The 20,341-nt window shown below is 40.4% G+C and carries 16 protein-coding genes and 1 pseudogene; 3 read left to right on the top strand and 14 right to left on the bottom strand.

Annotated elements, in window-relative coordinates:
- Window positions 1-55: 55 nt before the first annotated feature.
- Together GXP67_RS00480 and GXP67_RS00475 are read right to left on the bottom strand one after the other, a co-directional pair.
- Window positions 56-340, bottom strand: coding sequence for a YrdB family protein (locus GXP67_RS00480; RefSeq protein WP_232065318.1), 285 nt, complete (start codon window positions 338-340; stop codon window positions 56-58).
- A gap of 368 nt (window positions 341-708) precedes the next feature.
- The gene (locus tag GXP67_RS00475; protein ID WP_162441340.1) at window positions 709-1,800 is read right to left on the bottom strand and encodes an ISAs1 family transposase; all 1,092 of its coding nucleotides are present in this window, start codon (window positions 1,798-1,800) and stop codon (window positions 709-711) included.
- A 132-nt stretch (window positions 1,801-1,932) separates the two neighbouring features.
- On the opposite strand from GXP67_RS00475, the pseudogene GXP67_RS00465 reads away from it, so the two are divergent.
- A pseudogene (locus GXP67_RS00465) lies at window positions 1,933-2,619 on the top strand (DUF72 domain-containing protein).
- A 264-nt stretch (window positions 2,620-2,883) separates the two neighbouring features.
- Here GXP67_RS00465 and GXP67_RS00460 read toward each other — a convergent pair.
- From GXP67_RS00460 to GXP67_RS00410, 12 genes are all read right to left on the bottom strand, one after another.
- Window positions 2,884-3,273, bottom strand: coding sequence for a DoxX family protein (locus tag GXP67_RS00460; RefSeq protein ID WP_197901620.1), 390 nt, complete (start codon window positions 3,271-3,273; stop codon window positions 2,884-2,886).
- 67 nt (window positions 3,274-3,340) lie between these two features.
- On the bottom strand, window positions 3,341-4,144 hold the full coding sequence (locus tag GXP67_RS00455) for a helix-turn-helix transcriptional regulator (protein WP_162441339.1): 804 nt from the start codon (window positions 4,142-4,144) through the stop codon (window positions 3,341-3,343).
- 130 nt (window positions 4,145-4,274) lie between these two features.
- The gene (locus tag GXP67_RS38135; protein WP_394351997.1) at window positions 4,275-4,340 is read right to left on the bottom strand and encodes an IS3 family transposase; all 66 of its coding nucleotides are present in this window, start codon (window positions 4,338-4,340) and stop codon (window positions 4,275-4,277) included.
- Between the two features lie 649 nt (window positions 4,341-4,989).
- Complete coding sequence (locus tag GXP67_RS00450; protein ID WP_162441338.1) at window positions 4,990-5,253, bottom strand: IS3 family transposase; 264 nt, start codon at window positions 5,251-5,253, stop codon at window positions 4,990-4,992.
- A 59-nt stretch (window positions 5,254-5,312) separates the two neighbouring features.
- Window positions 5,313-5,534, bottom strand: coding sequence for a hypothetical protein (locus GXP67_RS00445; protein ID WP_162441337.1), 222 nt, complete (start codon window positions 5,532-5,534; stop codon window positions 5,313-5,315).
- A 195-nt stretch (window positions 5,535-5,729) separates the two neighbouring features.
- Complete coding sequence (locus tag GXP67_RS00440; protein ID WP_162441336.1) at window positions 5,730-6,206, bottom strand: GNAT family N-acetyltransferase; 477 nt, start codon at window positions 6,204-6,206, stop codon at window positions 5,730-5,732.
- A gap of 359 nt (window positions 6,207-6,565) precedes the next feature.
- A complete protein-coding gene (locus GXP67_RS00435) occupies window positions 6,566-6,973 on the bottom strand; it encodes a hypothetical protein (protein ID WP_162441335.1) in 408 nt (135 codons plus the stop codon).
- A gap of 98 nt (window positions 6,974-7,071) precedes the next feature.
- The gene (locus tag GXP67_RS00430) at window positions 7,072-7,851 is read right to left on the bottom strand and encodes an acetyltransferase domain-containing protein (RefSeq protein WP_162441334.1); all 780 of its coding nucleotides are present in this window, start codon (window positions 7,849-7,851) and stop codon (window positions 7,072-7,074) included.
- 24 nt (window positions 7,852-7,875) lie between these two features.
- Window positions 7,876-9,816, bottom strand: a complete 1,941-nt coding sequence (locus GXP67_RS00425) for a tail fiber domain-containing protein (RefSeq protein ID WP_162441333.1) — start codon at window positions 9,814-9,816, stop codon at window positions 7,876-7,878.
- Window positions 9,817-9,948: 132 nt separating this feature from the next.
- On the bottom strand, window positions 9,949-10,674 hold the full coding sequence (locus GXP67_RS00420; RefSeq protein ID WP_162441332.1) for a hypothetical protein: 726 nt from the start codon (window positions 10,672-10,674) through the stop codon (window positions 9,949-9,951).
- A gap of 420 nt (window positions 10,675-11,094) precedes the next feature.
- Window positions 11,095-13,860: a TonB-dependent receptor gene (locus tag GXP67_RS00415; protein WP_162441331.1), complete on the bottom strand. Its 2,766-nt coding sequence runs from the start codon at window positions 13,858-13,860 to the stop codon at window positions 11,095-11,097.
- A gap of 507 nt (window positions 13,861-14,367) precedes the next feature.
- Complete coding sequence (locus tag GXP67_RS00410; RefSeq protein ID WP_162441330.1) at window positions 14,368-17,430, bottom strand: tetratricopeptide repeat protein; 3,063 nt, start codon at window positions 17,428-17,430, stop codon at window positions 14,368-14,370.
- A gap of 876 nt (window positions 17,431-18,306) precedes the next feature.
- On the opposite strand from GXP67_RS00410, the gene GXP67_RS00405 reads away from it, so the two are divergent.
- Window positions 18,307-18,900: a hypothetical protein gene (locus GXP67_RS00405; RefSeq protein ID WP_162441329.1), complete on the top strand. Its 594-nt coding sequence runs from the start codon at window positions 18,307-18,309 to the stop codon at window positions 18,898-18,900.
- Window positions 18,901-19,515: 615 nt separating this feature from the next.
- On the top strand, window positions 19,516-20,163 hold the full coding sequence (locus tag GXP67_RS00400; protein WP_162441328.1) for a LuxR C-terminal-related transcriptional regulator: 648 nt from the start codon (window positions 19,516-19,518) through the stop codon (window positions 20,161-20,163).
- Window positions 20,164-20,341 lie beyond the last annotated feature (178 nt).

The following is a 20,341-nucleotide window of genomic DNA, read 5'->3' as shown; positions in this document are numbered from 1 at the left end:
GAAGGTTTATCCTTGATGCTTTTAAGTCTTAAACAATAGGTAACTAATAGCTTCATTACTGTTTTAAAACTAAGGCTACTGATTGACTTATTAAGGCAGCAGCTCCGAAGATAACAGCTAGACGAGTAAGGCCACTGCGGTACAATAGAAGGGCAGTAAGACTAAAAAGGCCTAAAGCAAATAAAGCTCTGTAAAGGGGAGTTAATCGGTGAACGGATCGAGGCGCAGCAAAAATACCCCAAAGTATGGCAACGAGTAAAGGTAAGCCTACAGCTAGTAGATACTTCCAAAAAGTAGATTGATTACTCTGAAAGCCCACATACCCTAAAGTGGTCAACATGCTTAATTCGAGCAGAAAATAGATTCCTTGGTTGATTATTTTAATTACTTGTAGCATAAGAGTGAACTTGCCCATCGGTAACCAGATGCCTTATCATCAAATATAGCTATTGAGCTCTACTGTTAAAAATATGTATAAGGTAAATAAACTGCCGTTAAGTTAACTCCCCCTTTCTTGAAACTCAATCAATAGATATATTCTTTTTAGCCTCTGTCCCAAAAAGGGACCTATTAAGCTAAATAAAATATGACAACTTTATTAATAAATCCAGCGTGTGATTTCAATCGTTGCTCCATGATTAAAAGCATACAAACGATCTGGCCTATACCTGATAAAGTAAGTGATATATAGGGTTTCCGCACTAAATATTAAGTTTTAAGAATAGCTAACAGGAAATTAGTGTCTCTGTTAGCTTTTTTTCTTTTCCGTTTGACACTCACGCAAGAAGGCTCTTTTTTGAGCAGATGCAAAGACCACTTTCTAATCAGATGCAGATTGATGGGTCCTTTATCTTTCCTGACTTTAGCCTCATCTTCCCTAAAGGTAACATCTAGTTGCCAATGCAAGCCATTCTCTATCGCCCAATGGCCTCTTATGTAGCGGCTGTACAAGGCAGGGTCTGTATCTGTTAAACTGCTTATATAGAACAGGGTTTGTTCTTGCTTTTTGCCTGCTATAATGCGTTTTCTTTCTACCATGACTAAAGTATGTAAGTCCTGCCATTTTTCCTTTTCCTCTACCAAATCAATGCATTGAGCAATATATACCCTACGTTCTTCTCCTCTGCCATGGGCTTTATCTAGTTGCTGATTAAAAGCGAGAGCAGACTTATTGATTTGCATAAAATGGGCTACCTGCTCATAGAGTACACCTTGATTAGCCTTTAGGGCAATCACATAATGGGCTTGCTTATCCCTGATCTTTTCTACAATTGCCTGCTGACAAGCAATAGCATCTATAGTAATGATACTACCTTTGCAATCAAGGGTATCTAATAAAGCAGGAATAGTTGTAATCTCATTACTCTTGGCTTCTACGGCTACTTGTCCAAAGCTTAAGCTATGTTCCTCTACCCATACATTGACCATACGAACCAAAGCATGCTTTTTGCCTGCAGGTATAGTACCTCTCAATTCTTTGCCATCTATACATACCTGCTTGCCTGCTAAGGAGAAGCCAGCTACACACGCTTTGAAGCATTGCTCCAAACTATGGCTATCCAGGTGTCTGATCACCCGATTTAAAGTGTCAGCAGAAGGTATACCATTAACAAAACTTAATCCTAGTTCTTGCTGCAGAAACGCTGTATTATCTTTGCCATAATCTGCTATCTCGTCAAAGTCATCACAATCGGCTATTACCCCACATAAAACTAAGCCTAAAATATCTGCTAATAGATGTAAGCAGCGGCCTTGCACCCGAAAATCAGCTACTTTGTTTAGTATCTTTTTAAGTTCCATGCACAAAGTTAGCCCCTCTTTCCTTTTTCTCTATCTTTGGTGCGGAAACCCTAAAGTGATATATCAACTAACTATGAATGAAATTCCAAATTTGTACATTGGCACTCCGGTTGGAGCTACCGATGGCAAGGTATATTCTACCCCTTCGAGTTAAAATCAGCAGACTATTTATCCTACTATGCCACTCATTTTAATGCAACTGAAATTAATAGTAGTTTTTACCATTTTACCATGGCTAAAACCATCCAAAAGTGGCTAAGCCTAATGCCTGACTCTTTCCGGTTTGCTGCCAAATTCCACTAGCAGATTACCCATAAACTTAAATTTGTAAATATCGACCAACCACTCGATAAGTTTATGTTCACCTATGAACTAATGGGTAACCGGCTTGGACCCATTCTGATTCAGATCGCATCCAGCTTTCACTTTGATAAGCAGGTAACTGAAGCTTTCTTTGCCGTATTGCGCAAAAAATACCCTACCCCAATTTTCGCCCTGGAGGCTCGTCACAAATCCTGGTTTGTTAAGGAGACTATTGAATTGATGCAACAGTATCAAATCAGTTTTGTTATTTCCAGTGCAGGTAAGCGCTTTCCGGGTCATGAGATTGCCACCACTGAAACGGTATACTTTCGTTTGCATGGAGAGGAAAAGCTATATTCATCCCCTTATTCAGATGAGAAACTAGAAAAATATGCTTTTATGATTAAAGATTGGCTGCTGGATAGAAAACAAATATGGGTGTTATTTAACAACACGATCCTTGGACATGCCATAACTGATTCCAAGAAATTGTATCGACTCATCCAACGATTATGAATAGTATAGACCTAAAAGTGGTTTCGTAACAATATCAAGGTACTCTTTTTATATTGCCCCAGGAAATAAATCTATTCATTAAACGTAAGCAAACACCTGTCCTCGTGGTCAGGCATGGTTGTTTTTCCAACGGTGGGGCAGCAAATCAGAAAATTTACCTTTGTAGTGGGGTATTGGCCCATTGTGGTGCATTGCTTCAATGAGAATAGATTAACCAAAATCAGGATTAAAGGACAAGCTAAATTTTTTAAGAAGAAAATTCAGTTAGGCAACAATGCCCTTTTTGTTGATGATTGCCAGATATACCAGGGCGCTAATCAATAGAATATTGAATTCCACGCCATTTCTGCCAGCGCCTACCACAAACCACCCCTCAGCCGCGTGAATCATAATAATACCAGCCACCAAAATCGGAATGGTGATGAGTGTAGCAACCCGTATGTAACGATTTAAAATAAGGAGCACCGCGCATGCGACATGCGATAATTTAATCATCCACGCCAATGTCAGACCAATCGGAGCGAATCCCGCTCCGTTAAGCAGATTGCCAAAATTGTTTACGGCACCTGTGAAAATGCTGGGAATGCCGTGCATAAAAAAAACAGCTGCCAGGGTAATGCGCAGAACGAGTGTGGGTGTGATGGTTCTATCCATAATGCGGTATTTAATTTTAATGCAATTAAGTAGAACCTGATCTATCAGAATTGTAAAAAAACGACAGCTATCTAATTGGTATGTATAAAAAGGATGAGCTTTCTGCACCTACACTCTTGTTGCGCACAAAATTGTAAGGAGACATCTCGGCAAACTCCTGAAACTCTTTAATGAAATGCGATTGATCCGTGTAGTCAAGTTCGAAGGCAATGGAAGTCAGTTCGCTATAGTGGACTGTAGCGAGTCGTTTAAGCGCCAGCTCGAATCGAGAAACGCGCTGATATCTTTTTAAAGATATACCAACCTGTTTTTTAAATCTACGCTGCAATTGCCGTTCTGATATCCTAAGTGCGGATGCGAGCATCTCCATATCACTAACTTTTCCCTTTTTGTGAATGATGCTTTGAACCGTAAAATCCAAACACAATTTCGTCATTTTCCCGAGCAAGAAACCGTCTAATATCGCGACACGTTCCGCATGTGTTTTGAATCGCAAACGCTCGCCCAAATCGCATCTGCAAACCAAGTTGATGTTGGGTGTAGTATCTGTCAGTTCGTCTGAGTCAATTCCAAAAAAATTAGAAAGTGCGTGTGGATAAAAGGCAACTCCGAAATGCGAAAAGGCACCGTGCATAAAGGCTTCAGTCGGTCGCGTACGTACACCTTTCAAGTAACAAAGCGGCATTTCTTCGCCTGTTGAATTTATGATCGGCTCAAAACAATCGATATCCTGAAAGATTAATCGAGGGTAGCGATCGGCAAAACTCTCGATACTCAGTCGTGAAATAGAGTCTTGACGACCGTCAAGACTCCAATAATATCGCACCAGATGTTTAAGTGAATCAATTGGAGTATATTGGCGATACTGCATGGGTCTAGTAGTTTATTTTCTTGATTTTTCGCTTCCAACTTGTTGAGCACAATTTCCATGTGACCTTGCGCTGAATTTGCAACACAATGCTGGACAAAAAGTTAAGCTGCGTTTCGATGACTATTTAATTTTATGTCATACTCATTGGGGTTAAGTAACCAAGTGATGCATGAATTCTCTTTCTGTTGTACCAGATCTCAATGAATTCAAAACTTCTATTTTTGTCGTTGCTATAGATTTCACTTCCATAGGATAAATCGATTCAGTTTTTAGAGTTCTAAAAAAACTTTCCGCTACTGCATTGTCCCAACGGAGCTAAGATGAAATCTTATTTCAGGTCCATTGGCTTTCCGGCTCATACACTGCATCACTAATGGATGAATTTTAAGCACATCTCTAAATTCATAACAGGCATATTGTACACCTCTATTTGAATGAAAAATCAGATTAGTAGCTATAGATCTATTTATGATGGCCATCTTCCAGGCAGGAATCACTGTATCAGAGTTTTTATCATCTGGCTTGGCCCTAAGATCAAATCTGAATCTAACATCAAATGTTATTTGAGATTCATTTGAGGTCCGCCCAACCTACTACCTTTCGATCAGCTAAATCGACAATCACCGTCAGATATAACCAGCCTTCCATGGTTATAATATAAGTAAACCAGATGCATGCTCTGTCGCAGGTCCGGATCAGAAACCCATGCTTTGCCTATATTTTTCGGGGAAAAGTCTCTGTTTAATAAGTTTTTAGCTACCGGATAAGTATGATTAGAATCAGTGGTGCAATCTCGAAATCGTGTGTGAACAATGCTTCTAATCCTAGCTTTTCTCATGGACCTGCTACAGAGCCAGCATCTGGGTCCATCTAGCCACTTGTGGCCTAGATATAGAAACACCTTTCTTTTTAAGTTCATAAGTAATTTTTGGGCTACCATACTGGTTCTTGCTTGCCTCATGTATTTCCTTAATCAACTTAAGAGTTTGTTGCTCATCTACCTGCCTGCTAGATGGCTTCGGGTTGAGCCAATGATAATACCCACTCTTACTGACTTTAAACACTTTACCCATCTTCTCAACGGCAAAATTAGATCGGTGCTTTTTCATAAACTGGAAGATTTGCCATCGTTCCTGGAGAAGATGCTGAGTGCCTTTTTTGGATCTGCCTACGTTGTGAGCATCAGCTCCATGTCCCTTTCTAGCTCAGCTTCCCAAAGTTGCTTTTTCAGCCTGTTCAATAGATAAGGCAGGCTTCTCATGCCCTGAAAAACTTCCTTCTTTACTTTGCTCATACTTTCGCTTCCGGAGGCTGACCAATTCCTACGCAGTCCCAATTCTACTGCTACCTCTGAAGTTGATTTGCCTGAGCGGCACAGTTCAACCGTCATTCACTTAAATTCCTTATCAAATTTTCTTCATTCTGACATGTGCGTTAAGGTAATTATTTTCGCTTAACTTACTGTCCAGTCAAAGGTAGCAGGTACAGAATGATCGAATATCTAAAAGAAGGATAGTCAAATTAACCTCCCCTTTCGAGTAATACAGGATAACCATGGTTAATCCCATTCCATGACCCTTGTATATTAGCGGTTCAGGCTTATATTGGTGTCAATAAATTTAAGTTTCATTTTCAGTATTGGATAATCTTTCCCTTCGCGGTCTTTTTCAGTCTTTTCATAGGGTGTAAATCCGAATTTTGAATAAAATTTAACAGCATTGGAGTTTTGCTCATTCACATCTACCTGATCTGCTTTTAGATCATTCAAAGCAAAATTCATTAGCTTTTTCCCAAGGCCTTGTCCAATATAATCAGGATCTAAAAATAACATTTCAATTTTTAAGTCCGCAACTCCTATAAAGCCAACAACTTTATTTTCATTAGTTAAACAGTAAACTGAAAGTGAACAAAAATCAATCTCTTTTACACTTTGTTTATAATAATCAATGTCAGATGGTTTAACAAAATTATGTGTTGCTCTAACAGATTTTTCCCAAACTGATAGTATTTGTTCCTTAAAATTTGTCTCGTAGGGTTTTATATAAAATTCTTGGTTTTGCATACGTATCTTATATTGTTTATCTATTTATCTTAACCGCTAATGAGCCATATCGTCTGACATACTGAAGCCTTTGTCTTAAGTTTTAATGTTGCAAATAAGGTAAATGGCGGATTTGAAATTAAGCAATGCTATGGTATTTTCTTTTTCTCTTTTTGATTTTTATGTTTTCATGTATGTAAGCTTTTCAACAAAACTCTAACCTTCAAGCTATTCAATGGCCGAACCAGGATATATAAATAAAATAGAATTACTAAAGCTGATTACTTCGCTATCAACTCGTATCCGGTGAAAACTATTATATTTTCATTCTTTAAAGACCCATATTTTCGTAGTTTTTCGGCGACATTATCTGGCAGATTCTAAACATAACTTACCCACCATTTGGACTTGTTTTTATTTTTAAGCAAATACCAGGATACACACACAGGATAAAGCAGCGATACAATGCTTATCCATAGTAAATAGATCTCCACCAGATCGAAACCATATTTTCCTTGTAAGATTGGTGAAATTTGGCTGGTAGGACCAATAAAAATCATCGTTTGCCAAGGATAGCCAAGAAGCATAACAATCAGTAAAGCTAATGTATGAATTGCGAATAAGTGTAATATATAATAGAACAAAGCTACTTTCCCAAATAGCGTGATTGGTTGCCAACGCACCAGATTTCGGCCTTCCAAACCACTAAGCAGTAGTAAGGCAATACCTAGCGTAAGACATAAGAATAGAAAGGATGGAGGGTATTTTTCAAGATTAAAGAAACTCATGACTGTAGTACTAAGCGTTCTTTCAAAAGTCCATGGCACCGGATCTCCATAATGATTTAACCATCGGACTACCAGGAAAACAAGCAGGCTTGCTAGGCCTAATTGTACAAGTGTTTTTTTTTTTTTTCAACCGGGTTGGATGGAGCGTATAAGCTACCCAGGCAATATCCCAGTGCCATCACCCCTACCCAAGGTATAATCGGATAGAGAAATAAGAATGTATAATTATTGCTCAATAGGTATAGTTTTCGTACGTGCAGGAACGACCAAACGATATCCCATGCTGATCCGCTTTGGAAAGAAATATTATCCAGCGCATTATGACCCACGACAAGTAGCAAGCCAATGATTAAAATGATTTTTAGCGGCAAGTAAATCAGCAAGGAAAGTACAATCATACAAAACCCAATGGTAGATATGATATTACTGGAATTGAAATGAAAGGCTGGATCAAAGTTCCATGCAAACCGGATAAGTGTCAATTGCAATAGAATTAACCATATACCACGAGTCAGCAGAAAGAGGGTAGTATCTTTTAAGGTTTTTCGCTGCGCAATAAAGTAAGCAGAAGCACCAGCCAGAAAGATAAATGTCGGAGCGCACAAATGTGTAATCAAACGTGTGGCAAACAAGGCCACTGTCGTATGTTGCAGATCAGTTGGGCTGAAAATAAGCGAATCAAAATGAAAGTAACTGCGCACATGATCCAAGGCCATAAGGATCATTACTATACCCCTAAGTAAATCAATAGACTCGATCCGGTTAATGGGGAGAGGCGTTTTCTTTACTAAGAGTTGGTTGAAAAAGCTGTTGTTAGTTAATTTGGCCTTGTCTCTTAAATGACTATGTGTATTAGGAGATTTGTTGAGAGGGTGCATCGTAGTTTTTAGAGAATATTTCGATTATTTTTCCAGCAGCAATTTCTTACTGTCCACACTTTCGCCATCAACCCATAAGTGGTATATGTACACGCCTGATAAAAACTCACCAATCGACAACTGCACTTGCCCTTTTCCTTTCTGATTGAGCTCAAGGCTATAGACTTCTTTCCCATTTATAGAATATATTTTTAACTGAGCTGAAGTAGCCTGCTTGGGAATAAAATAGAGGATCACCGTACTGCCGGTAGTTGGGTTAGGTACATTCTGCCACAACTGTGCTTTCTGCTCCTCGAAAGTATCACTTGTGGGCACCTTCAGTAGCAATGCTTTTATTTCTGCTAATTCTTGCTGAAGAGAGGCAAGCTGGGTATCCTTTTCGGCCAGTTGACTGGCATATTTTTGATCTATTTCTTTGACGGCATTCACCAATATATATGTTAGCGCATTTGCATCATAGTCGAGGTATTTCTCCTGTTTACCAGTAGAATCCAGGTAAAAGAATTCCCCAATCATGTATGGAGCAATCTGCTGGATCTCCTGAGCAATCACGCCAATATATGATTTATCAGTAGGTAAGGCAGCTTTTCCATTATAGTGAAACCAGACCGGCTTTATTTTTTCTAGTATATCCAGTCCATCCTTGAAAGCATGAATGTCTTGTTTGAGACGTAAATCGGAAGCTACAACCCAACTGCCACTCCCCGGCTTGGCAGCACTGCCATTGACGTGTAAATTATAAGACGGAGAAGTAGTCTTGATGCCTACTTTCGTATCTGCTGTTGCACCATTTACGCCATTGATCGAACCTAGCACCAGCGAATTGGAAGCACTCACAGTTGCCCGATAGCCAATGGCCCCGGCATTTTGCAAGTTGGCGGCGGCGGGTCCTGAGTAAGTACCCAAACTGACATTAAAACGACCACTTATGTTAGTTGCTCCAGCACTGCGCCCCAGAAATACATTCTCCGCGCCACTGGTGTTGAACTGGCCGGCCTGGTGACCGAAATATGTATTTGAGGAACCTATTGTATTGTATAAGCCCGACTGACTGCCTACGAAGCTATTGGCAGAACCTGTTGAATTGTCCACACCTGCGTAAGCACCTACAAAACTATTTGAAATACCCGTGGTATTGTATTGGCCGGCAAAAGTACCCAGGAAGCTGTTTTCAGAACCTGTCGTATTGGCGTAGCCAGCAAGGTTACCTATAAAGCTATTGTAGTACCCCGTTGTGTTAGCGTAGCCAGCTCCATATCCTACAAAGCTGTTGACGTAACCGGTTGTATTGGAGAAACCAGCTTTACTGCCCAGAAAGGTATTTACAAAGCCAGTTGTATTGCTGATACCAGCCTGATAACCCAGAAAGCTATTGTAGGAGCCGGTAGTGTTGCCATAACCTGCATAGCTACCTAAAAAGCTGTTATTGGCCCCTGTTGTGTTATCAAAACCTGATAAGTAGCCCAGAAAGCTATTGTTGGAACCAGTCGTGTTGCTGGCACCTGCCGAGCCGCCTAGGAAACTGTTGAAGAAGCCTGTGGTGTTAGCGTAGCCTGCAAGGTTGCCTACAAAGCTGTTGGCGTAGCCTGTCGTATTGAAAGAGCCGGCAAAAGTACCCAGGAAACTGTTGCCAGAACCCGACGTATTGAAAGAGCCAGCCTGGTAACCCAAAAAGCTGTTGTTAGAGCCCGTACTGTTGTTCAAGCCCGCCATACTGCCCATAAAATTATTAAAGGAACCAGTCGTATTTTTCTCGCCCGCCCGATAGCCTATAAAGCTGTTGGCTGTGCCGGTAGTGATGCGTCCGGTAGAGGAACCGATAAATACGTTTTGGGTGCCGCCTGTACCTGAACCAACACCAGCATTATAATTAGTCTGGGCATTGGTTTGCGCATACGAAAAGCCATTTATTAGTAATACAGAGGATAAAACAAGTGTTTTCAGGAGTATTGCGTTGATTTTCATATTAATTAATAAGGGTTGCAAATGCAGGAATAGCATGCTCCTACGATGGAAGCCCAGCAGAAGAAATGGAAGTGTTTTCATTAGATATAGAGTTAGTGAGTGCTGATTGTTTATGAAAGCTTAATCTATGATCTAAGGCATAATTACTTCTTTAGTAAGAAGCCGGCTTTTGAGGGTATGGATTAACTTCCTGAACCTCGGGCTTACCAACTGCGGAGAAAAAAGTATGATTTCTACATGGGAGCGGTAATAGGGATCATAAAAGCGGGATAACTTTGAATCGGGTAGGTTATTGATACCTCCCATCAATTTCAGTAAATCTGCTGCTTTGTGATTTACATTCGCATTGGCAATGGCTGGCCACCCGACTATTTGTTGTAAAGCCCAAGCGGAGGCTACCAGAAAAAGACCCGTATTGCTTACACATCGGGTGGTATCCACGGCCCATCCACCCGGTTCACCAATAAAGGCATGGTTGGCAGCGGCCTGATTGATGAATGCTTGCAGGGCATCGGAATGCAACTTTTTATGGGAAGGCTTCATTCTTTCTAACACGGGGTATAAGTGTAATTCTTCCACAGCAATATTTCGTTTGTGTAAAGCGAGTCGTAGAACGCCCCTCATCTCACCTTCTTGATTGCGAGCAATAATGTGCCAGGAACGGTAGTCAACAGGGCTGTAAAATCGCCCGGTAACGTCTAGGGCAGAAGCTGGAATTAAATTATCCTGCCTGTAAATACGACCTCGAAAACGTTGTAATTCAGCAATGATGACTTCGTATTCCGAAGTTTTCTTGAAGGTAAAGGGCCAAACATTCATCTCTTGTCCTTCTAAAGGAGCGACTAATGTTAAATTCATAGTGTTATAGGGTCTTACTAAATAAAATGATTCAAATGAACCGGTTCTTCAAGCATTTGGTATCTACATTCACTGAAATTAATTCGCTTGTAAACAGGGGGTTGACCTTGATTTTCTTCAGGAGGTTTTTGCTTTTACAAGCGACAAGTACGATACCATTTGGCTCTCCCCACTTCGGTTGATTATAAGCAAGCTGCTATTGAGCATCCATTTTTTCTTAATTGACTTTTATTGGAATTGAGTTATACTATTTGGGACTATATGCTTACTCAACCCATTCTATAGGTAATTCATACTCTTATAACCAGGAGAGAAGATGACTGGAACATAAAATATGGCTAGGATGTGTGTTATTGTATTCATTCTAGTAGCAATGTCTTGCTGGTATTCATTGAAATAAGAATAATTTCTCTGAGTTGTCTAAAGATTAAAGCTCAAGCTGAGGAAATAATAGCCACCATTGAAACCGAATTGGGTGACGTTCCGGCTGTAGACAAAACGGCCAAACGATGTATTGTCAAGAGAAGTAGGGCTGGTAGCAGTTGGATACTGATTCACCTTCAGTTTATCAGGATAGACGTTGAACAGATTGTTTGCTCCAATAGTAAGGCGTAAAAATCGGGAAGCTTGATAACTGACATTTAGGTCTGTAATGGCTTTCGCCCCAAAATCCTCGTCCAGCAGAGGCTCCGAAGGATCAAAGGCTTTAACTATGCCGTAACTAGTTACGCGCAGCATTGCTGCGAATCTTCTCCATTGATAGTTTGCACTCATTGTAAATTTACTGCGAGGTTGTGACCATTCCAGCCGGCCTTTTTCCTGGCGGTTAAACAAAATAGTGCCGAAAACTTCATTTGGCAGGGTTGCTGATGCTTTCGGTTCACCCTGAACTTCTGTTTTGTTCAGATTACCAGCCAACGTAAGTGTAAGTTTACCTTCGGCCACCCGGTAATCAGTGGAAATAACCACATCTATTCCCTGTGTACGTGTATTCACAGCATTCGTAAAAAAAACCGCTGCTTGTACATCGGTTTGTCCCGCAGCATCCAGAATTTGAGCGGTTTGCAGGCCGGCAGCGGAAGTACCACGCTGGAATTGCCCAGTAAGTACAATCCGGTTCTTAATATCAATCTGGTAGGCATCCAGGGTAATATTGACATTTGTAATTGGCCTAGAAGTAAATCCCAGGCTATAGTTCAGGGAGCGTTCTGCTGTAAGCGAAGGAATGCCGAATGCTTCGGCTACAGGCCCATCGTTGCGAAAGGTACCCTGCTGACGGGGTTGCAAACCCTGATCGGGTACTGATACAAACACGGTAGATATAGCACTGAAGTAACGTTGGTGAATAGAAGGTGCCCGGAAGCCATTGGAGATCGTGCTGCGGATAGAAAAGAAATCGGCGAATTTATATCGTGCACTCAATTTACCCGTTAAATTGCCGCCAAAATCACTGTAGTATTCATAGCGTCCGGCGGCATTCAGCAATAGCCGGTTATTTATATCGGTTTCCAGGTCCAAGTAGCCAGCCTTTACATTCCTACGCTCATTGACTGCATTGGCTGGTTGAAAACCTGGAAAAACCTGGGCGCCACCTGCTTTCCCTGATGAAGAATCATAATTGCGATAGGAGGCCTCTTCTCCTGCAGCAATTTGATAATTATCAATCCGATACGTGAAACCACCTGCTATGTTAAAAGACCGGAAGCCGATTTGAGGTCCAAAATCTTTTGAAATGCCTAGGTCTGTTGTATGCTGGTTAAACCTCAGAGTTCCTGCGTAAAAACTTTTGGGAGCCGCTGCTCCGAGAGCAAATTGAGAGGCATTATTCGTATTGTCTATATCAAAGCGGAAAGAATTGCCTCCATACACACTCGACAAATCCCATCTCCAGCCTTCCCCTATTTCTCCACGGATACCCAAAGTGATAGATTTATCCAATAATGTAGAATGAATTTGGGGTAAAAAACCGTTTGGATATAATTCGGCAATTACCTGACTGGTTTGATAAGGATAACGGTAAAATCCGGCAGCATTGCCCAGACGGTAGTTTGCCAGCCCAAAAAAGTATACTTCTGTTTTAGGGCTGATGGGCAGACTTCCATTTAGCATCCCGCTGAAGTTGTTTACCGAAGAATTACCAATCTGCATGTTTTTTTCCAGGCTAAAGCCATTCTGCGCAATCAATGCCTGGTCCTGCGTATACCGCTCTTGCCGTAGTGCAGGGTCGGTTGTTCCATTCCAGTTCACGTACACCGGACCTGTATAGGAGCCAGCCCGGTTGGTTCCTTCACGCAAGCGAAGATCGGCAGCAGCACTTATTATTCCGATTTTGCCAATCCGAAAGCCTTTATACAAGCCCAGCTGGGCATTTTTTCCATCCCCTTCATAAAATTGTCCCAGGTGCAGGTTCACCGCCATGCCTGTATCCTTTTTGAGTACCACGTTTATAACGCCAGCAATCGCATCTGAGCCATATTGGGAAGAAGCCCCTTCACGCAGTACTTCCACCCGCTCAATGGCAGAAGAAGGGATGGTATTCAAATCAGTTCCTACCGATCCTCTGCCTACTGTACCATTTACATTGATCAGGGCCTGATTATGGCGGCGCTTTCCGTTCAATAATACCAATACCTGGTCAGTGCCGAGCCCACGCAGGGTGGCAGGATCAATGTGATCGGTGCCATCTGCCACTGTCTGGCGGGATGAGTTGAAAGAAGGCGCCAGCATGGAAATCATTTGGGTGGGTTCGATCTGGCCGGTAGCTTGCAAGTCGTGTGAAGAGATGATATCTACAGGTGCTACCGTTTCTACACTCGACCGGACCTGGGTAGAACGGGTACCAACAATTACTACATCCCCAAGCAACAAATTGCTTTCTTCAAGTGAAAGATTGATAATTATATCCTTGCTCCCGATCGTTACTTCTTTTACCTGGGTTGTGTAACCTACCAAAGAATATTGAATATGGTAAGTGCCTGGTGGCAGGGGTAAGTGATAATTTCCAATACTATCTGTGCTAGTGCCTTGTGTTCCATCCTTTACTAAAACGGATACTCCCTGCAAGGATTGGCCAGTAGGCACATTATTTACTTTTCCCTGGAGAGTTTGAGAAAAACTGGTTGTAGAAAGGGTGATGAAAGATAAAAAAATCCATAAGACAGTATGGTAAAAGCTTTTTTTGTGCATAAGAATTCTAAATTTTGTAATGAATAAAAAGTAGGTGGGATATCTTAATCAAATCTGTTTGACTTTGCATTCGCTTACATTGTACTGGCGGGTGGTTCTACTCCGCAATCCGACTATGTACCACCAAGTTAATTCCTGATGATTAAATACAGTTTATAAACCAGTGAATCTGAGACAAAGGTAGGAGCTATTTCTAGCTGATAGGAACACAGATGTTGCAAAGAAGAACACAGATGCTTCATTAGAGCCTTTTCTATGTACAGGAAGTAAAATTATACACGCAATATCATTTCAGGTTAAGCCTTACCCTAAATAACTTATTAGGGTAAGGCTTAACCTGTATTGTAATTTTATGATAGAAAAACCGGTTGGGAATTGTGGCCGGAAAAGATCGTGAACTAAAACAGGCTTCTGTTTTAAAGAATATCTCTGGTTAACATTACTCCTTGTATTAGATTTGGGTCAAATGGGAGTAGAGATGAAAAATAGAAATTTAGCTTGCTATACTTACTCAGCTTTTTCTGTTGTATCTATTCGACCGGCCTGGGTAATATAGGAATGATAGTCGCTTGGGTTAACACCGAACATTTTGCGGAAATTATTGGCGAAGTAGGATTTATTGTTAAATCCTACTTCGTACATAACTTCGGCAATATTGCCATACTGTTGCTCCAGCAAGACAGCCGCCCGTTTCAAACGGATCGAACGAATAAATTCACTGGTTGACTGGTTGGTAAGGGCTTTTAACTTCCGGTGCAGTTGCACCCGGCTCAAAGCAATCTTTTGCACGAAGGTTTCCACCGTGAAATCTGTGTCAGACATGTGCTCCTCGATAAGACGAATGGCTTTGTTGAGAAACGCCTCGTCGGCCGATGTGATGGCAATATCTCTGGGCTGTATTTTTACTTCCCGGGTAAAGCGTTCCCTTAGCTTTTTTCTCTGCTCAATAAGGTTTTTCACTCGTACCTTCAACTCCTGCATACGAAAGGGTTTGAGGATATAATCATCGGCTCCGGTTTCCAAGCCCTCTATTTTGCTTTCCTCGGAGGCTTTGGCCGTAAGCATAATGACAGGTATGTGGCTGGTTCTTTCATCTGTTTTTAATTGCCGGCAAACCTCCATTCCATCCATATTAGCCATCATCCGGTCGGTAAGGATGATATCAGGAATTACTTTCCGGGCTATTTTCAACCCTTCAGTTCCATTGGAGGCCTCTACCACCTGAAATTCATCCTGAAAACTTTCCAGGATGAATTTTCTTACTTCGTCATTGTCTTCTATCAGCAGCATGACTGGGTAGTGTTCGTTTGGTTCAGTCTGTACTGGTAGGCTTTCAAGTTCCTGTTGGGTGTTTTCCTCCTGATTTAACAAGATATAGCCAGATTCAGCTTTTGATTGCTCAGTAGAATGATTAATTTCAAAATTACATTCAACTAGCGGGAGGTATACCGTGAACTCTGTACCCGAGCCCACTTCACTCTTGACTAAAATGCTTCCCTGCTGAAGTGCTAGCAGTTCTTTTACCAGCGATAATCCGATACCGGTTCCTTGTTGTTCTCGAATTTGAGATCCGTCTACCTGAAAAAAACGGTTAAAAATATGGCCTATCTGCCCGGCCGGGATGCCAATGCCGGTATCTGTTACAGTTATTTCTAGGTTCCAGTTTGTTATCTGATCCCCCAACTTTGTAGTCGAATCCGGTGTATGTTGCAAATTAATACCCACCTTTACCTGTCCACCTGGTGGTGTAAACTTAAAGGCATTAGAAAGCAGGTTATTGAGAATTTTATCCAGGATATCAGGGGCAAACAAGGCATGGATGGTTTGATAACCTGACTGGAAATGGAGCTGAATGTTTTTGCTTTCGGCCAGGGAGGCGAATGCATAAGTGGCTACCTTCAGGCTTTGGTTGACATCACTCCGGATCAACTGAACTTTCAGGGAACCAGCTTCGAGTTTTGAAAAATCCAGTAATTGGTTGATCAGATATAGCAAATGCCGGGCATTCCAATCAATCAACTGATAATGCTTCTGGATCTGGCTATTATTTAACGTATCTGACATTAACTTTTCCAGGGGAGTAATAATCAGTGTAAGTGGGGTACGAAATTCGTGTGAGATATTGGTAAAGAAATTTGACTTCACCCGGTCAAATTTCTGCAATTGACTAGCCTGTTGCGCTAGTTGCGCATTACTTATAGCTAATTCATCCGCTTGCTTACTCATTACTTCCGCCTGAAGTTCCAGTTGTGTATTCTTAGTTGTAATCTCTTCGCTTTTTTCAAGTAATAAGCGATTCTTGCGGTTTTTGAGCCGCTGCCGGTTAACAATTAATCCAATAATTACCAAAGTGCCTAATAAGCCCATCAGAATGGCATTTCTGAACAATAAAGCTCGTTGCTGGTCCTTGTGAAGCAATTCTATTTCAACTTGTTTCTTATCTATTTCGTAAGAGGCCTCCAGCTGCGCTATTTTTTGATCATTTTCATGATTATACAAAGAGTCCTTTAGAGATAATAGCTTTGATTGATGAAAATAGGCCTGGTAGTAATCCTTTAATTGAGCGTAAGCCGCCGTTAAGCCCTGGTGTGCCTCTAACTTTTGTTGCGCCAATTTATTGGTTTCTGCCAGTTCAAGCGATCTTTTAAAATAAACAACGGCTTTTGTAAGATCACCTTTTTCCTGGTAAACTTCCGCCATGCCTTCCAAAGCAATGCTCATCGACTGATAATGTCCTTGTGGCTCAGCCAAAACCAATGCATTCTGATAAAAGTTGAAAGCCTGATCGTATTGTTTTAAGCAGGAATACACATGACCTAAGCTATTGTAGCAGTCAATTTTTCCCTGAGCCAGGCCTAGTGAATCACCAAGTAGAAGCGACTGATTCAGGTATTGAAGAGCTTTGTCATATTGCTTACGTTGCAGATACACCTCTCCAATTGTATTGAGGGTATGAGCCTTCATTATGTTGTCTTGATTACTTTTATGCACCGAAAGTGCCTGAAACAAATAACGAAGGGCATCTTCGTACTTCTTTTGGCTCAATCTGAGTAAACCTATTGCACTTAAGTTTCTGCCAATAGCTCCTTTATCGTCTAGTTCCTCGGCAATCCGGGTGCTTTTCAGGTAGTACTCCATCGCCTTTGTGTAATTACCCATATACTCGGTAACACTTGCTATATTAGAATAGATAACCGCCAATCCCCGTTTGCGGCCTGCTCGTTGGTAAAATGGCAAAGCCATTTCATACTGCTTCAGGGCTTCCGGATTCTGGTTTCTGCTATAATAATAGTTTCCTAATGCCGTGTAGGCCTGGCCTATTCCATAGTTATAGCGGAGTTGATGGGCTAGTTGCAGGCATTGTTGGGCATAGCTTTTAGTCTTGCTGGTATCGGTTCCCCAGGTAAAGTACTGGTAAGTTAGTTTATTCAATAAGATTACCCGGTTGGTGTCAGCCGGCATGTTAGCTAGCTGTTTTTCCAGGCTATCAATCTTATTCTGCTGGGCGTGACTTGGAAAAGTAGGCTGGCTAAGGAGGAAGAGGAAAAAATATACAACAATACGATTCATTGCAGGAGCATTAAGATAGATTTAACTCTGGTAAGCGAATTGGATGTGCTGTTTTAAGCAGAAATGATTAATAAAAAAGGTCGTAAGGTTCAGCGCCTTTTTTTAGACAACTTATGAGCAATAAAGAGGTATTAAGTCCAATATTAAAAAAATAAAAACTAAAAACAAGTCTGAACAGTAGTTTATTAGAAGAGTTGACATTCTGACTATTTATACCCATGCGTACTTGTTTAGTCAATGCATACTTTGTGCATGCTGTTATTTTTATTAAATTCTTTTTCATCTTACAGTAGCTTAAACACCTCAACCACTTTTAGTTACCAACATAACTCTCTGTTAGAATGTTGGGTCTTGGATGACAGTAGCCAAGTAGACTGCCTGTAGCAATAAATCCAAATTGAATACATTAGTGGAACATCTATGTTGTAATTTGCAACATTTGTGTTCCTCTTATTTAGAACAAGCCCCTACTTTTGTTTCTGAATTGCAGGTATGAACTGGCCGGTAAAACTGATTTTGTTGTGGCTATCTGTTTTGAGTAATTGTTAGCGGCTCCACTCCACACTATCACCCATAAGGTAGCCCAATTTACATTATGCTTTATAAATATTAATCTTAATTAGTAATTCCCAAGAGTATGAAAATGAAAGCTTGATTTAAGCTCTTAATCCATTTGTAATTCTACTGGTAACTCACATTGAAACAGTGGCAGCTCTTTTTTCTAGGGCACTATCAGAGTATAGCCTAGGATTTCTTGGATAGATACTAATTTAAGAAGAAGCGATTGTGCAAAAGAGGATAGTATCTAAATCATAATTTTATTTTCCCCTTTGCTTAAATAACATTTCTAACTATACCATTTACCTCAATTTTAAAATGAAAAAATTATCATCCTACCACGAAATTTTCCCTAAGAAAACTCCTATTCATTTATTATTCAACAGTAAAAGCATTCATATGAATGTAAACAGGATTCTGACCAGAGGCTTTACTTTCACTCTCCTTATTATTTTAGTAAGCACTTTAATTATAGCTTGTAAAAAAGAGCTTCATGAAGAGAAAAAGTCGGTGCAGGAACAGGAACTCAAACAACTTCGGGAGGCTGTTTCATCCTTTGGTGATATACGAAAAGCACAAGCAGCCGGCTACGATACAGAGGTTACCGGCTACCGTTCACAAATGGGCTTTCACTATATAAATGCCTCCCTGGTTGATGACAAGTTTGAAATAACAAAGCCGGAATTATTACTTTATGCTCCCTATGGAAAAGACTCTCTGAAATTTGTTGCAGTAGAATATGCCACACCTATAAACGACATCAACAATCCACCTCCTGTTCCTGAAGGCTTCTCCGGTAGTAATGACGTGTGGGAAATAAATACCGAATTTAATTTATGGACGCTTCATGTATGGGTTAAATTAGAGAATCCGCATGGAATATTTGCTCCTCATAATACTAAACTACCCTAGTGTTATAAATAAAATGAAAAAAATAATAGGCTGTAGTTTGCTAATTTCTCTAACAGCTTAGCCTAAATGTTTTACTATGTTCAAAAAGTTTCAAGGTGAGGGTTTTCTGTTGAAATCCTCACTCTTTAGATCAGCAATAGAAAGTAAAGCACCCAAAATAAAAGGCGGATGCGTATAATTTCCTTAAACAAATTATCGGCTGACAAAACCCTGCCTTCCTATCAACACATGCTCTCAGACTTATGATGGTCCGGTATTTTGTCAAAATCATGTTTCGATTCAGAAGATATTATACATGGATAAGCATCATTATTGTTATTACAATTGGATTACTTATTATCCTTTATTTGATGGTAAGCTACCAATGTAATCCACAACCATTTCCAATAGATAATACCTTACCTGGTAAAGTTTCAGATTGAAGCATCTACTTATCCTGTTTATGCAACAGAGTTAGAAAATATCTTTGCATTTAACAGAAGTATGAGTATTGTCTGATTAATTGATTTAGCTGCTCATTGAAAAGTTAGGTTGAACAATAATAAAGTTTATGATGCTAAAAATAACATTGGGAGGCATCTGGAATGCTTTACACAAAATAGTTTATTTGATTTTATGACAGTGAAAAAAAATATACGCGTAAGTATAGTAGAATACAACAAAACCAGAAGGGAAGGACTTGCTTTACTCGTAAACAGTACCTTTGGCTATTGTGTGATAAATGCCTATGAAAATTGTAAAATCCTACTCCACCGCCTACCTACAGAATATCCGGATGTGGTATTAGCCGCATGGCAAAGTTTTAATGGGTATACTTTTGACTCTGCCTGTATAAAATGTATCAGCCAGATCAAGCAGATGGCACCCTATACTAAAGTGATCATTTTTAATGGTATAGATTACCAGAAAGTTATTTTCCAAACCTTAAAAGCAGGCGCAGATGGATATTTAATCCAGTTTACTTCACCGGCTAAATTGCTTGAGTCCATCAAGGAAGTTTACGAAGGGGGTGCACCCTTGAGTCCGGTGATTGCCAGGGCAATTGTTGCTTCATTTCATAAAAATATTTCTTCTACCTTATCTCCGAGAGAAGTGCAGGTACTTGAACTATTAGCCAAATGCAAAACGTATGCTGTTATCGCAGAAGATTTATTTATTGACAGAGAAACGGCAAGATCTCATATCAAGAATATATACTGGAAACTGGAGGTTCATTCAAAGGCAGCAGCAATTGAGAAGGCTTTATCAGAAAAAATAATTTAACAATACATTAAAAGTTAAGTACAAGCAGTAGGTAAAAATAAAGTATGGTTAAAGTAACTCCCACTGGCTGTTGCACAACTCAAATCAAGTGATAGACTGTCCAATCTTTTGAGCAGTAAGAGCCATGTAAGACGATTAAAACAGCTCGTTTCTAACAATCAACACAAAATTTGACTGG

Source organism: Rhodocytophaga rosea, from assembly GCF_010119975.1.
GTDB lineage: Bacteria > Bacteroidota > Bacteroidia > Cytophagales > 172606-1 > Rhodocytophaga > Rhodocytophaga rosea.
This window is presented reverse-complemented; position numbering and strand designations above follow the sequence as displayed.